Source organism: Cellulosilyticum sp. I15G10I2, assembly GCF_900095725.1.
Lineage (GTDB): Bacteria > Bacillota > Clostridia > Lachnospirales > Cellulosilyticaceae > FMMP01.
In genome coordinates this window covers 1-15,518 of the sequence record NZ_FMMP01000014.1, presented here as the reverse complement: position 1 = coordinate 15,518, position 15,518 = coordinate 1, and the positions used below count along the sequence as shown (strand labels likewise).

Here is a 15,518-nt window from a genome sequence, read left to right as displayed (position 1 = left end):
CCTCCTTAATTACTGATGTTAATTTTCTTTTCTACCCTACGCATAATCATTGTAAAGACTCCTGTAAGCAGCAAGTAGCAAGCTGCAACAATAAGTAAAGACTGGGTAACATTAAAGGTACGGCTTATCATAATATTACCTGATTTCATAAGATCAACGCCACCTATAAAGCTGATAATCGCAGTTTCTTTGATAAGAATAATAAACTCGCTTACAAAAGCCGGTAGCATTTGCTTAAAAGCCTGTGGCATAATGATATAACGCATAGTTTCTGTATATTTAAACCCTAAAGAACGCCCAGCTTCCATTTGTCCTTTATCAATCCCTTGTATACCAGCTCTTATAAGCTCAGACATATAAGCCCCGCTGTTAACGCCAAAGGCAATCCCACCAACAACAATTCTAGGTAAACCTGAATTCGCAAATATTACACTCCACATAAATATTATTTGCACAACTGCTGGTGTCCCTCTAATAATATCTATATAGATTTTAGCTATTCTTTTTAAGAGCTTCTCAAGCCATTTCAGTTCTTTAGGAAACTGACTGATTTGTACACTGGCAATAATTATACCAATTAACATACCAACAACTAAAGCAATAGCTGTTAATCCTAATGTCCATAGCATCCCGTTAAATACAAGTATATAAAATCGTTGTTCCATAAATATCCTATAAAAATCTAATGTTTTTTGCAATATTTCTTCCTCCTTATGGTGATTCATCTAGGTCCCTTATCTATTATATTGTCAAACGCACAATTAATCCAGTATTTCTAGTATTTTCTTTATGCAAAAAAGGCTAAAGCATACACCTTAACCTTTTTTATTTAAAAAAATATTTTTTTCTTTTAAACGAACTCTATTCTGCTTATTCTATTTTAAGATTTATGCCTATTCTTCAACATCAAAGAATTTTTCGAATATCTTATCATATTCTCCATTTTGTTTAAGTTCCTCAATTACACTGTTAATTAAGTCAAGAAGCTCTTTATCTCCTTTTCTTACTGCAATCGCATACTCTTCTTCTGTAAATGGTGCATCTAATACTTTAATATCATCTTGACCTTCAACAAGTCTTTTGGCTGGTTCTGCATCGATAACAACAGCATCAACTTTGCCATTTTTAAGCTCCATCACTGCAAGAGGTGCTTTATCAAATTGAAGAACTTCTACCCCATCTGTACCGCTTACAAATAAATCCCCTGTTGTTCCAAGCTGTACCCCAACTTTTTTACCTACTAAGTCATCTGCTGTTTGGATACTTCCATCATCAGCTTTAACAATAATCACTTGCTTAGATGTAAAATATGGATTAGAGAAATCTACTTGTGTTTTTCTCTCTTCTGTTACACTCATACCTGCTGCAATAAAATCCATTTGGTTGTTATTAAGTCCTACAATAAGTGTTCCAAATTCCATATCTTCTATTTTTAACTCTTTCCCAGCCTTAGCAGCTATGGCTTTTGCAATTTCCACGTCGAATCCAACGATTTCACTACCTTCACGGTATTCAAAAGGTTCAAACTCTGCATTGGTTCCCATTACAATATATTTACCGCCATCTGCCGGTGCTTTAGGTTGTTCTGAAGCTGTATTATTGTTGCCTGCTTGAGGCGTACTATTACCAGCACATCCTGCGAGCATACTCATAGAAAGCATTCCAGTCCCTATAAAAGTTAATACTTTTAATAATTTATTTTTTTTCATTTATATTTCCTCCTAATATTTTAATTCTTTAATCATATCACTATGCATAATTATACATTAAAGCGAATTTATAGTCAATAAGTTTTTTTTGTTACTTTTTGTAGCTTTATAGGAGATAATTTCTGGATGCTTTGATACATATAAAAAATGATATTTTTATCCTTTTTATCCTCACGTTTATCACCATTCTATTAACATAAATATCTCATAATTGATTTTAAATCTGTGGATAGTGTGTATAACTTTGTGTATAAGTTGAAAATACGTACAAGTACTTGAGTGGTTCTGTGGATAATATGTTTGTTATGTTACTAATTTAACATATTTATGTCAAAAGAAGTCTTATTCATTTTACATATAATTCCATTAAATACTTTAGTTGTAAATTGATAACTATTAATAAAAATACATTATTTATAGTTAATATTCTTTTAAAAAATTGTTACTCTCTAAATCTCATAATCTACAACTACTCTTTTTATTGCAACTTGTCTAACTAAGTTATCAGCTACTTCTAAGTGTTTCGGATGCTGTTGATAACGCCCAAGTGCCTCTTTATCCTCTAAAACTGAATACAGTGCTATATCATAAGCCATATCCCCTGGATTAAAATTAAAGCCTACTTCTAGATCAATAAGCCCTTCAATTTGTCCCTTAAGCGCTTCTAACTGTTGTTTCATTTTGATTAAAATATCTTGTTTCTTACCATGCTCGTCGTGGTCAGCAACTTGCCACATTACAATATGTTTTACCATTATATCTCTCCTTTTTTTGATACTATAAGTCTAATAGTATCCATTTTCCTATCATTATATCACACCCCTATGAATATTCTAAGTCACAATATATTCATTTATAACTCATTTGCCCCTTGTTACCTCTTTTTTTTGAATTTCTTTCATATACTCAACTATAAGTTCATCTAGACATCTGCTTATAAATAGTTTTTCTTCATGTTTTTTAATGTCATCAGCCATTAGGCATACTTCATTTAAAATTTCTCTTAAGTCATCAATGCACTTATTAAGCCTTTCTAGTTTGGTATATCCCATATCTTTTTTATCCATATCTAACCCCCTCTTTCTAAATAGCATAATGAAATTAAGGTGCTCATATTAAGGATTAGTCTTCTTTAATGATATTATTTGGTCTTTTCTTTTTTGCCCTATATAATTTTTCATCAACACTTGCAATCAGTTCATCAATTGTAATCATTTTATCATAGGTTACAGTTACACCAAAGCTTGATGTTATACTCACTTTAATCTCCCCATATTCAAAGTGCGTATTTTCTATATGTCTTCTTATTTTTTCTACAGTTTTATAAGCCTTATCAATGGGAGTATTATTTAAAACTATTAAAAATGTTTCTCCGCTATATCTTCCTACCCAATCTTTCGAATGATCTATTGAGCTTCTAATAACCTCTGCAAAATCTTTTAAAACCTTTTCCCCTATTCCCTGTCCATAAATATCCTTAACATATTTAAGGTTGTCGATAGTCGTCATAATAACTGATAAGGGCAACTTTTTATTTAAGTGAGTATTAATATCTACTATCAATCTTTCATTAATATACCGTTTATTAAAAGTCCCTGTAATTTCATCTTTAATGAACTTTTCCGTCATTCCATTTAAGATCTGGGTTATAGTATCAACAGCTTGTGTATTAGCTTTTAGAAAATTAGACTCTTGGGATATGTTTTTTATTATTTCTAAGATATAATGATGCTTTTGTAAATTGATAGGCACTGCAATAAGTAATAATATATTTTCATCCTTAAATTCTAACCTTACGCAGGTATCTTTTTCATAATATGCTCTCATAGCAATACAGTTATCACAAAAAGTATCTTTTTTCCAAAAACTATAGCAGCTTCCTTCAATTTCTTTGTATTCATTTTCTTCTATAATAATGCTTTTCTTGTTAATAGGATCAACTAGTCTTAATATATCATAAAGATCTGTAAACATTGAAAAACTTTCTTTAATATCATCAATAATTTCCATCCTACATCATCCCTTCCTTTTACGTTAAGTGATTAGCATGTATTTATCACTTAATGTGCTTTCAAAAAGCTCGTTGTATTATATTTTTCTATTTAGAAAAGGTGCTATGTAATTTTTTAGTCTCTTTATTTTGCAGATCTATTGCTGCAAAACACTATCTATTTGCTTCTCCCTATCTATATTATAGTATATTTTATTACACTATAATACATTTTTATCAACTACTTGCAATTTAATTAGCATGTTTTTATAGAAAAATTTGGGCTGTAGCTTACAATTCAAATTATCTTATTTCACAAGAAAGTGTGCAAAAAACGCACACGCTTGTGAAACAGGAAAGTTTGGTCCCTTGCAAGCAAGACGCACTTTCCTATTTCATAAAAAATAAGACAATAATAAAGTAGGATTTTAAAAAAATAACCCTTTTTATTATTGTCTTATTTTATTCCTGATCTACTCAGCACACGCTTATTGCTTTGCTCTATTCATAGTTTAAGTATTATATTTCAGTCCTGTTAGACTAAAAAGCAACCCCTGCTGTTAGAATAATATTAGGATAAGGCGTAAACTCCCCTGTTCTAACTGCAAACTTAACTTGTTTAGTCATTTCTTTAAACTGAGTATGTGGCATCCTTTCAAACTTTAAGCCATTCAATTTTTCACTGATATATTGATTTAAAATTGGATTGTTTTCTAAAATCTCCTCTGCCAAATAGTAAAATTCAACCTCCGTTTCTTCGAGCACCGCATCTAATACTTGTTTAAAAGTTGGCACGCCGCCAATGACCGCTAAATCAACCATTGGAATCCCCTTAGGTATAGGCATGCCTGCATCGCCAATAAGAAACATATCTTTATGCCCAAGTGCCGCAATATATGCAGCTAACTGACTATTTAAAATCCCCTTCTTCTTCATAAACGTCTCCCCTTATATTTTATTTGTTTTCGTTACGTTGCTGAAGTGCCATTTTAGCCTGAAGGTTGCGCTGAAACTGGTCAATAATAACGGCAAAGATAATAACTAATCCCTTAATAACCATCTGCCAGAACTCAGACACCCCACACATAACCATCCCATCATTAATGACTCCTATTACAAAGGCCCCTACAATGGTCCCCCCTATGGTTCCAATCCCGCCGGCCATTGAAGTACCCCCAAGTACTGCTGCAGCAATCGCATTCATTTCCCACGACTCACCTGTTGCAGGATGAGCAGCTATAAGCTGTGAAGCAGCTATAAGTCCTACTACGGCAGAACATACACCTGAGAAAATATAAACTAAAATTTTGACCCTATTCACTTTAACGCCAGATAGTTTGGCTGCTTTTTCATTACCTCCTATAGAAAAAACATGCCATCCAAAAGGTGTTTTCTTTAAAACAATTCCTGCTAATACTGCAATAACTGCTAAAATAATTGCCCCAATAGGAACATTAAAAACATTTCTGCCTAGTACTTCAAACCCTGTATTTCCAAGAACCTCTTTCCCTACAATATTTGAAAAGGTTTTTCCACCTGAACGCAGCATGGCTGCTCCTCTCGCTACGTACATAATACCGAGTGTTGCAATAAAAGGGGCTACTTTAAACCGAGTGATTAAGAAGCCATTAAGAGATCCAATTAAAGCACCACATATAACGGTAATCAAAATAATAGCTGGGACATTAAAATATAAGGTATATCCAAACATAGATAGGCCTTCATTAATAAGGCCTCCTGCTATCATACCACTTAGACCTACAACTGCACCTACCGATAGATCTATTCCTCCCGTAATAATAACATAGGTCATCCCAATGCTTAAGATACCGTATATGGCAACATGCTTTGCAATAAGCAGTAAATTAGCTGTAGTTAAAAATGCAGGACTTGCAAAACTAAAAAATATCGTAAGTAGAATTAAAACGATAAAGGTTCTTCCTTTTAAAAGAAGCATACCGAGTGAAGTATTCGAGTTGGTTTTCTTTGATAATGCTATATTCGTCATCATTCATTTCTCCTTTTTAATCATATTAGGCCCCTTGGCATATACCGTGTCCTTTATAAGAAGCTAATACCAAATTGTCTTCTGTCACATCTTGATTAATGAGTTCTGCGGTTTTAACACCATTAGATAGCACTAAAATTCTATCTGCAATTGCTATTATTTCTTTGAGTTCTGAAGAAATAACAATAATAGATAAGCCTCTTTCCGCATATTGATTAATAATATCAAAAACTTCTGTTTTAGCACCTATATCAATCCCTCTACTTGGCTCATCAAGAAGAAGAATTTTGGGATTTGTTAAAATGCCTTTTCCGATAACTACCTTTTGTTGGTTGCCTCCTGAAAGTGAAAGAATAGGTAGGTCTTTATTGGGTGCTTTAATATGTATATCTTTAATTTGTTCATAAATGCTTGTATCTTCTTTTTTCTTATTAATAAAGATACCTTTAACATAGTTCTTCAAACTAGAAAGGGTAATATTTTTACCAATACTCATAGTCTGAACAAGCCCTTCCCTTTGCCTATCCTCTGGAACTAAAGCAAAACCTCTGTCTATTTGTTCAGAGATTGTGTTTATATCTATTATTTCTCCCTGTAGAGTAACTTCACCTGTATGTTCTGGCCTAAGCCCCATAAGACACTCAAAAACCTCTGTACGCCCAGCACCCATAAGTCCATAAATACCAAGAATTTCTCCTTGTTTTAGGTTGAAGCTTAGATTATTCAATAAGTAGCCCCCCCCTCTTTTAGGAAGCTTTAAATTTTTAACATCTAAAACTACTTCTTGACTGTCCCAATCTATATGTCTTAGCTTCTTAGGATAAGATTTACCTTCTCCTGTCATTTGTTTTACAATCCAAGGGATATCTATATCAGGCACCTCTGCTTCAGCTACAATTTTACCATCTCTTAAGATAGTTACATAATCTCCGATTCTCATAATTTCTTCTAAACGATGGGAAATATAAACAATAGAAATTCCTTCTTCTTTTAACTCCCTCATAATCTTAAATAAAACTTCTACCTCCTGTTCACTAAGTGACGATGTTGGTTCATCCATAATTAAAATCTTAAGATCGTCCTGAATAAGATTTCTAGCAATCTCAATCATCTGTTGCTGTCCTACTCTAAGATCTCCCACCAAAGTATTTGCATTTATAGGGTGTTCAAGCCTTGCAAGAATCTTATCTGTCAGTTCAATATGTGTTTTATTATCAATACAAAATTTAGCTTTTGTTTTTTCATTAGCCATAAATATATTTTGATAGACTGTTAGATTAGGAAATAAACTTAATTCTTGATGTATGATACCAATACCATGGGCTCTTGCCTCTATAGTATCTTTAAATGAGATTTCCTTATCACCCATAAATATTTTGCCTGATGATGGCGCTTCGATCCCTGCAATAATTTTCATAAGAGTAGACTTTCCCGCACCATTTTCTCCGATCAATACCGTAACTTTTCCTGTTTTTATTTCAAAAGAAACATTGTCTAAGGCTTTTGTGCCAGGATAAATCTGATCAATATCTTTTGCAACTAAACAAACCTCAGGCTTTGTTATATTTTTAGTTTGACTTTTCATCATGCTACCTCCTTTCTTTTATTGCCTAGTTCTATTTAACTGTCATTAAAACAGGTGTAATAATAAGTTCCTCATTTTTACTGAATGTAAAACATCCTACAAATTCAATTTGTTTTCCTGTTAGTGAGGTAACATCCATGTCTCCGTATACAGTTTCTTTGATCTTTCCGTGAATACTGGTTGAAACAGCAGCATAATCTACTTGATTTTTATAATCGTTAAATTTAATGATATCTAGAGAATCCCTTACTGCTGTTCCTTTAAATACTGTACCTGTCTGAAGTTTAATAACCTCAGCTCCAGTATACCCATCAACAGAAATGAGCATATATCCAGCTGCTGATTCTGTAAATACAGAGTCAACCCGTGCAAGTCCCTTAACTGTAAAACTGACAGCTCCCTCTGTTCCTTGAGTTCTTTTACCATACTGATCAGCTAAAGACATCATATCTCCTTTAGCCTCTGTTAAAAATTGACTGAGTTCTACAGCCTTCCCTTGAAGTTCAGGAAGTGCCACAGACTCCCAAATATCCGCTACATTACTTACAGCATCAAAACTACTTTCATTAATTAGAGCAGCTTCTTCTCCTTGCTTTATAATTTTCACACATCCGGTCGTATAAAATGATAAAATCATGCTTATAAACACTGCGATCAAAATTCTTTTTTTCATGATTTCCCTCTCTTCTTTGTTACGATTTCCTCTACCCGAAAGCTCCTTAGTGTTATCTGTATTTCATCAATTAAGGCACGAATGTTTCATCGCACCTTATTGTCTCTTGCATTTATTTAAGTTTGAAATTGCTAAGATTTGCAGCATTTGAGCTATCAATTAAGACACAATCAACAAGCTGTTTTTCATCTAAACCAGTGCTTCCAGTTTTTAAATACTTATCTGCTTGTTCTACTGCCATCTGTGCAATTAAAAAGGCTTGTTGAAGTCCTGTAGCAGTGATATTTCCTGCTATTATTTCATCTCTTACATCATCACTTCCGTCAAAACCGGCAATTATAACATCTTTAAGCCCTGCTGATTTGATTGCTGCTGCTGCTCCCATTGCCATTGTATCGTTTCCACAAATAACACCTTTTATATCCGGATTAGATTGTAAAATGGTTTCCATTTTTTCAAAAGCTTCCGTTTGGCTCCAGTTTGCTGTTTGTTGTGTTACCATTACAAGATCTGGATATTGATCAATAACTTCATGGAACCCTGATGATCTTACACCTGCATTAGTATCTGATTCTTTTCCTAGAAGCTCCGCATATTTGCCTTTTTCACCCATAGCTTCTACAAATTTTTCTGCTACAAGTTTAGCCCCTTGATAGTTATTAGCAACAATCTGAGAAATAGCAACCCCTGTTTCGTTAATCTCTCTATCAATAAGGAATGTAGGTATTCCTGCATCCTTTGCTTTTTTAACTGCTGCTACTGTTGCATCAGCTCCTGCATTATCACAAATAATAGCTGCTGCTTTTTGTGCAATGGCTGTATCAAATAATTGTGATTGCTTTGTTGGATCATCATCATGGGATACAACTAAAACTTCATAACCAAGCTCTTTTGCTTTTTCTGCTGCTGCATCTGCTTCTGTTTTAAAGAATGGATTATCATGAGAAGGTGTAATAATAACCATTAAGTTAGAACCCCCTCCTTTTAATGTTGCTTCTCCTGCTGGTGCTTCTTTGGCTGTTGCTTCTTGTTTTGGTGCTTCTGCTTGTTTTGCTGGTTCAGCTGCTGGCGTACTTGTTGGTTCTGTTTTTGCGCCACATCCTGTAAATAATGTTGCAGCCATAGCAGCTGCTAAAAAAATTGTAGTTACTTTCTTAGAAATTTTCATACTTGATCCCCCTGTTACATTAATAGTTTTATAATTAAGAAGACGCTTATCTTCTTATTATCATTATTGCATTTCATCTCTTGTAAGTACTAAGCCCACTGCTTTTTTCCACCCATTATAACGTTCTTCTCGTTTGTCAGCTTCCATTTCAGGTGAAAATTTTATCCGCTTCATCCGTTCAAATAGCTGCGTTTTATTGTAAAGTCCAAGCGCAATGCCTGCAGCATATGCGGTACCTGCTCCTGAAAGTTCTTCTATACTTGGAACTTGTACAGGAATATCTAATATATCACTTTGGAACTGCATTAAATACTTATTCTTAGTCGGACCTCCATCTACTCTTAGTTCATTAATGGCTATTTTAGATTCTTCGCTCATAACCTTAACAATATCTGCAATCTGATAAGCAATGCATTCTACTGCAGCTTTCACAAGCTCTGCCCTTCCCGTCGTTCTTGTCATACCACATATATGCCCAGTTGCTTGACTATCCCAGTACGGCGCCCCAAGACCTGTAAAAGCGGGTACAAGGTAAGTTTTGTCTTCTTGGTTTGCTTCTTTTGCATACCTCTCAGACTCTGCCGGTGAGTGAATAAGCTTTAAATCATCCGTTATCCACTTTAAAACGGCACCTGTATAATTAATGTTACCTTCTAGTACATAGCTTACTTTGCCATCTATTCCCCATGCAAGAGAAGTAACAACTCCCTTCTCACTGAAAACAGGATGATGTCCAATATTCATCATAATCGAAGATCCTGTACCATAAGTAGCCTTAATCATTCCCTTATCCAGACATCCCTGCCCAAATAAAGCACCATGCGAATCACCAAATACTGCATGTATTGGAATTTTTTTACTTAAATAGCCAGCAAAATCTGTTTCTCCGAAATTTGTATCAGAGTCACAAACTTCAGCAAGCATAGTAATATCAATATCAAATAAATCACAAACTTCTTGATCCCACTTCAAATCCACTATGTTAAACAGTTGAGTCCTGGATGCATTAGAGTAATCTGTTTTAAAAGCTTCCCCATCTGTCAGCTTATACACTAAAAAACTATCCATCGTACCAGCTAAGAGTTTTCTTTCTTTTCTTTTTTTCTCTGCACTTGTTATATTTCTCAGAACCCAACTGATTTTTGCAGCTGAAAAATAGGGAGAAAGATGTAATCCTGTACGCCTTTTAACTAAATCCTTATTACCATCTTTTGCAATTTGATTACATATTGCTTCTCCTCTTGCGCACTGCCAAACAATTGCATTATACTCAGGTTCACTTGTCTCCTTATCCCAAACCACAGCCGTTTCTCTTTGATTGCTGATGCCTACCCCAATGATTGCTTCTTTATCAATCCGAGCTTTCTCGACGACCATTTTGACAACCTTAATTGTATTATTAAAGATCTCTACAGGATCATGTTCTACCCAACCTTTAGCATCAATAATCTGTTTGTGAGGCAAATCACTTCTTTCAATGATGTTTCCCTCTGCATCTAAAAGCAAAGCTTTTGTCCCTGAAGTACTTTGGTCAATAGCTAATATGTATTTACTGCTCATCATTTATCAACTCCATACCTGCTTTTACAAGTCCATCTGTATTTAATCCATAATAATCAAACACTTCTTGAGATTTGCCTGTAATAACCGGTTCATCAGGCAGCGAAAGATTAATGACTTTTTTAGGATGATGTGATGATACAATTTGACTCACCATAGAGCCCATCCCGCCAATACCAGAATGTTCTTCAATGGTAATAATTGCTTTTGTTTCTTCTGCTGCTCGTATTACCGCTTTTTCATCTATTGGCTTAACACAATACATATCCAGTACTCTTACATCAATACCCATGTTTTTTAATAAAACAGCTGCGTCTTTTGCCGGTTTCACCATTTCTCCACAAGCGATAATAGTAAGGTCAGTTCCTTCTGATACTACAATTGCTTCATCCATCTTAAAAGGTATGTTTCCATCTGTATAAACGTCTTCTACAGGATTACGCCCTACTCTTATGTAAGCTGGTTTATCATCTTGAAGAAGGGCTTCTATTAAAACTTTGGTTTGAAATCTGTCACTTGGCAGATAAACTCTCATATTAGGTATAGAGGCAAGTGCTGCAATATCTTGAGCCGAGTGATGGGTCATACCAAGCGCTCCATAACTTATCCCACCACTTATACCTATTAGCTTTACATTAGCATTGGAGTAAGCGACATCCACCTTACATTGCTCCATACTTCTTGTAGAAAGGAAACAGGCAGGTGAAGCTGCAAAAGATTTTTTTCCGCATTTAGCAAGACCTGCACTAACAGAAACTAAATTTTGTTCTGCAATGCCCATTTCTACAAACTGTTCAGGATAAGACTCTGTAAAGGGTCCTAAGGAAGCCGATCCTCTTGAATCGCTGCAAAGCACAACTATATCTTTATCTTCTTTTGCCTTTTCAAGAAGCACTTCACAAATGACTTGACGATTAGGTATCTTATTCATACTCTTTAAGCCTCCTTTCTTCAAGCTCAACTATGCCTTGTTCAAATTCGTCCTCTGTAGGCACTCTATGGTGCCAGACTACTTTATTTTCTATAAAGGAAATACCATAACCTTTAATGGTATCTGCTATAATCATAGTGGGCTTGCCTTTTGTATTTTTAGCTTCTGTAAAAGCTCTATCAAGAGCATCTATATCATTGCCATCAGCATGAATCACATGCCAGCCAAAACTCTTCCACCTGTCATCTTGGCTGTCTTGCGCCATCACTTCCTCTGTAGGTCCTGAGATCTGCAGTCTGTTTCTATCAATAACAGCTGTTAAATTATCCAGCTTAAAATGTCCTGCTGCCATAGCCCCTTCCCATACAGAACCTTCTGCCAGCTCGCCGTCTCCCATAACAGTGTAAACACGATAAGCTTTCTTATCCATTTTCCCTGCAAGAGCCATGCCTACAGAAACTGAAAGGCCATGACCTAGAGAACCTGAGTTCATCTCAATGCCATTTACTTTATTAGTAGGATGCCCTATATATTTTGACCCGTACTGGGATACGGTTTCTAAATCTTCTTTTGGAAAAAACCCTCTGTCTGCAAGTACACTATAGTATGCTTCAACACAGTGACCCTTACTTAATATAAATCTATCACGATTTGGGTCATGCATCATCTGCGGTGAAATATTCATGTGCTTATAATACAAACTAATAAGAATATCACATACACTAAAATCTCCGCCTGTATGACCTGTTTTAGCTTTATAGATCATCTTCCAAATGTCTTTTCTAAGTTCATAAGATTTTGCTTTTAAGTTTTCCATGTTTACCCTCCCCTTAGATACTGCCTCTTAACCATGCTTTAATTTCTGGTTCTTTTGGATCTACTGGATCTGGCATTAAACCTGGTATATACTTGCAAGCTTCATATAAGGCCGGTACAACATCTTGGTGTACACCACTGCAATGATGGATATAAGGACCTGTTACAAGTTTATCTTCCCATTCCAACCAATCATTTACCTCAACCCACACATAAGTACCACGGGTAAACTTCCCTTCGATACCTCTGGCTTTTCCTAAAAAGAGCTGATAATTGCCATGGTCTCCATCAAATCTTACAATGGTCATTTCTCCGCCTTCAATCTCTCCTTCATGGGTTCCTGGTTCATGGCCATCAAATAAGAAATGTGTATTGAACTTCGTTTTACAATTACATTTTGTAACACTTGTAGGGAAGTTCCCACAATGAAAAAGTAATTCTCCATTATCATTTGAAGCATGCCTTACTGTAATATCTGCAAAAAATGGTGCTTTTTGATTCATCGTTGCTGCATAAGCCATTACAGAAGAAATTGCGCCGTGAATATCTGTTTCACAGGCTACCGGAATACCCTCATCTGTCAAAAGTGCATTTGCAAGACATGGCATAATTTTAAGACTATCCTGCAGTGCTGACCAACACTGTATAGCTGCGCAGTTGCAAAGTTCTTTGTCAACATAAAACCGCATAGCGAGTTTTAAAGCCGCCACTCTTCTCAGTTGTTCTTCACCAGCTCCTGTGCAGTCTACAGCTAACTTAATTTTTTCAACTTCAGCTGCTACTTCAGCGCCACTAGCCGCTTCAATCTCCAATGTCTTCATTTCAATTTCTTTTAAGCTTATTGGGAAGATCTGAATATTAAATCGTTCCAGTAATTCCCCTTCATTACAAATAACTGACCAAAAACCTGCAGGCCTTGTTGAAATCTGCAATATTCTAATATTATTAAAAGCTTTTACTATATTAGCCGTTCTTAAGAAATTCTCAAATCCTCTTATAAAAATAGGATCATCAACTGCTGTATTTGGAATATATGTAAAGGGCACATTAAATCTTCTAAGGACAGAGCCTGTCGCTAAGAGTCCGCATTGACTATCTCTTAAACGGAACCCATCCTCGAGCGGATCTTCGTCTCTTGGTCCCCAAAGAAGAACTGGTTTTCCTACCTCTCTGCATAGTTTTGCTACGGTGTCCTCTGTTCCAAAGTTGCAATGGGGTACAAATAGCGCATCTACTTTTTCCCGAGTAAATTTATCTGCAATTTTGTAAGCCATGGCTGTATCATCAAACAAAAGTCCTTCTTCACTTATGTCTTCGATGTCCACAATATCAATATCATAGCCATCCATGAATTTTCTTATTAAATTTTTATATTTATGAGCATCTTCTTTACTAAATACAAATCTTCTTGTGGGGGCAAAGCCTATTTTCAATTTACTCATATCCTATCTCCTTTTTATCTATTACTCACTGTTTAATTCTTTTACACTATCTCTTTCTATAAACTCAGTACAAATTTCAGTTTTTGTATGGATACTGCTTCCATGCTGCATTTTATCAATAAGCCGTTTAACCGCCATACGTCCCATATCTTGTTTAAATACGCGAATTGTTGTAAGACTTGGCGATGAGATATTGCAAAAAGGAAGATCGTCAAACCCAATAACAGAAATATCCCTTGGAATTTTATAACCATGCTGCTTAAGTGCTTTAATTGCCGCAAGAGCTATAATATCATTATCTGCCACAAAAGCACTTGGCAGCTTTGGATTTGTATTTAAATATTTATCCATATCTCTATAAGCCCCATCCATAGTAGGCCTAAGTATTACTTGATACTCCTCATTAATGGGTATTCTTTTTTGAATAAGTGCCCGTCTATAACCTTGGGCTCTGTAAGTAAAATTCCTAATGCGAAATTCACTTTTAAGATAGCCAATTTCGTGATGACCCTTTGAAATCAAGTAATCAACTGCATTATGCACAGAATCCGTATTATTGATTAATACAGAATCAAAATTTAATTTCCCATACCAACTATCAACCACAACTACAGGCGAAACAGCTTTTTCAAATACTTTAACATCTTCTTCATTAAGCTCCGTGGCAAGTAGTAATATACCCGAAGTAGAATCATTTAAAATTTGCTCTAAAAGATGTTCAAATTCTTCGCTGCCCTTATCTAGATTACATATGATTGTTTTATAACCTGAAGCTCTGCTCTCCATCTCAACCCCTTCTATAAGAGAAGAAAAGAAGGGTGTATCTGAGATTATTTCACCACTTTTTTTATAAATCACAAATTTTATATTAGTAATCTTAGTTTCGTTTATATACCCCCTTTCCTTTGCTACCTCTAAAATTTTTTCTGCTGTTTCTTTATTTACGCCTCTTTTGCCGCTAAGTGCGTTAGAAACTGTTGCTGGGGAAAACCCTGTAATTTTACTAATCTGTCTTATACTTGTTTTCAATAGTATCTATCTCCTTCTTGTTTTAAATTATATTGTGTTTATATAAACCATTCAACTGTTTTGGTGGTTACAGAGGGCCCTTCCTCGCTATTTCGTAAAAAACCTCCAAGCAAATTGCCCAAAAACCACGCTTTAGAACTTATATTTGACTATTTTTTTATGCATTTTGTATATCTGACTCTATATAAACGTTTACATAAACGTTTATATAGAGTGTTTTGTTTTATTATAGCCATAAAATATATATTTTGCATAGTTATTTTAAAAATTTAATATCTATTTATGCCTTTTTGCATATATCAAATCTATGTAGCAAAACAAAAAGCCACTCCCTATCATTCTAAGCCCATTAAAAACGGTACCTAAATTCACAGGGAGCAGCTTATTGCTTACTCTATATCAGGTGAAACTTATAATATTCCTTTAGCTGCCTTTACAACATTATCTGTTGTAAAACCATGTTTTTTAAAGATTACATCAGCTGGTGCTGATTCTCCAAAGGTATCTATGGAAATGATTTTGCCTTCAAAACCAGTATATTTGTGCCATCCAAAGCTGGTTGCAGCTTCTACCGCGACTCTTTTTACTTTATTTGATGGTAATACAG

16 protein-coding genes are annotated in these 15,518 nt (G+C 35.0%); all 16 read right to left on the bottom strand.

Features of this window, described 5'->3' with window-relative positions; genetic code table 11:
• Positions 1-5: 5 nt before the first annotated feature.
• Positions 6-698, bottom strand: a complete 693-nt coding sequence (locus tag BN3326_RS13780; RefSeq protein WP_242876003.1) for an amino acid ABC transporter permease — start codon at positions 696-698, stop codon at positions 6-8.
• 195 nt (positions 699-893) lie between these two features.
• The gene (locus BN3326_RS13775; protein WP_069999832.1) at positions 894-1,709 is read right to left on the bottom strand and encodes a basic amino acid ABC transporter substrate-binding protein; all 816 of its coding nucleotides are present in this window, start codon (positions 1,707-1,709) and stop codon (positions 894-896) included.
• Between the two features lie 449 nt (positions 1,710-2,158).
• The gene (locus BN3326_RS13770; RefSeq protein WP_069999831.1) at positions 2,159-2,464 is read right to left on the bottom strand and encodes a Dabb family protein; all 306 of its coding nucleotides are present in this window, start codon (positions 2,462-2,464) and stop codon (positions 2,159-2,161) included.
• A gap of 105 nt (positions 2,465-2,569) precedes the next feature.
• On the bottom strand, positions 2,570-2,776 hold the full coding sequence (locus BN3326_RS21510) for a Spo0E family sporulation regulatory protein-aspartic acid phosphatase (RefSeq protein ID WP_171903838.1): 207 nt from the start codon (positions 2,774-2,776) through the stop codon (positions 2,570-2,572).
• A gap of 55 nt (positions 2,777-2,831) precedes the next feature.
• Positions 2,832-3,719, bottom strand: a complete 888-nt coding sequence (locus BN3326_RS13765; RefSeq protein WP_083258722.1) for a GGDEF domain-containing protein — start codon at positions 3,717-3,719, stop codon at positions 2,832-2,834.
• Positions 3,720-4,239: 520 nt separating this feature from the next.
• Positions 4,240-4,635, bottom strand: a complete 396-nt coding sequence (gene rbsD / locus BN3326_RS13760; protein ID WP_069999830.1) for a D-ribose pyranase — start codon at positions 4,633-4,635, stop codon at positions 4,240-4,242.
• 19 nt (positions 4,636-4,654) lie between these two features.
• Positions 4,655-5,707, bottom strand: a complete 1,053-nt coding sequence (locus tag BN3326_RS13755; RefSeq protein WP_069999829.1) for an ABC transporter permease — start codon at positions 5,705-5,707, stop codon at positions 4,655-4,657.
• A 25-nt stretch (positions 5,708-5,732) separates the two neighbouring features.
• Entirely contained in the window at positions 5,733-7,292 is a 1,560-nt protein-coding gene (locus BN3326_RS13750) for a sugar ABC transporter ATP-binding protein (RefSeq protein ID WP_069999828.1), read from the bottom strand.
• A gap of 31 nt (positions 7,293-7,323) precedes the next feature.
• Positions 7,324-7,965 (bottom strand): DUF2291 domain-containing protein, encoded by a 642-nt coding sequence (locus tag BN3326_RS13745; protein WP_069999827.1) that lies wholly within the window; start codon positions 7,963-7,965, stop codon positions 7,324-7,326.
• A 112-nt stretch (positions 7,966-8,077) separates the two neighbouring features.
• Positions 8,078-9,133, bottom strand: a complete 1,056-nt coding sequence (locus BN3326_RS13740; protein ID WP_069999826.1) for a D-ribose ABC transporter substrate-binding protein — start codon at positions 9,131-9,133, stop codon at positions 8,078-8,080.
• Positions 9,134-9,196: 63 nt separating this feature from the next.
• Entirely contained in the window at positions 9,197-10,693 is a 1,497-nt protein-coding gene (locus BN3326_RS13735) for an FGGY-family carbohydrate kinase (protein WP_083258731.1), read from the bottom strand.
• The gene (locus tag BN3326_RS13730; protein ID WP_069999824.1) at positions 10,683-11,624 is read right to left on the bottom strand and encodes a transketolase family protein; all 942 of its coding nucleotides are present in this window, start codon (positions 11,622-11,624) and stop codon (positions 10,683-10,685) included. The genes BN3326_RS13735 and BN3326_RS13730 overlap by 11 nt, the downstream gene beginning before the upstream one ends.
• Entirely contained in the window at positions 11,617-12,441 is an 825-nt protein-coding gene (locus BN3326_RS13725) for a transketolase (RefSeq protein ID WP_069999823.1), read from the bottom strand. The genes BN3326_RS13730 and BN3326_RS13725 overlap by 8 nt, the downstream gene beginning before the upstream one ends.
• Positions 12,442-12,454: 13 nt before the next feature.
• Complete coding sequence (locus BN3326_RS13720; RefSeq protein WP_069999822.1) at positions 12,455-13,882, bottom strand: L-fucose/L-arabinose isomerase family protein; 1,428 nt, start codon at positions 13,880-13,882, stop codon at positions 12,455-12,457.
• A gap of 21 nt (positions 13,883-13,903) precedes the next feature.
• Positions 13,904-14,911 carry a LacI family DNA-binding transcriptional regulator gene (locus tag BN3326_RS13715; RefSeq protein WP_069999821.1) on the bottom strand — a complete coding sequence of 336 codons (1,008 nt, stop codon included), beginning with the start codon at positions 14,909-14,911 and terminating at the stop codon, positions 13,904-13,906.
• 410 nt (positions 14,912-15,321) lie between these two features.
• Positions 15,322-15,518 (bottom strand): transketolase-like TK C-terminal-containing protein (locus BN3326_RS13710; protein ID WP_141722927.1); only part of this gene is annotated, 197 nt, incomplete at its 5' end.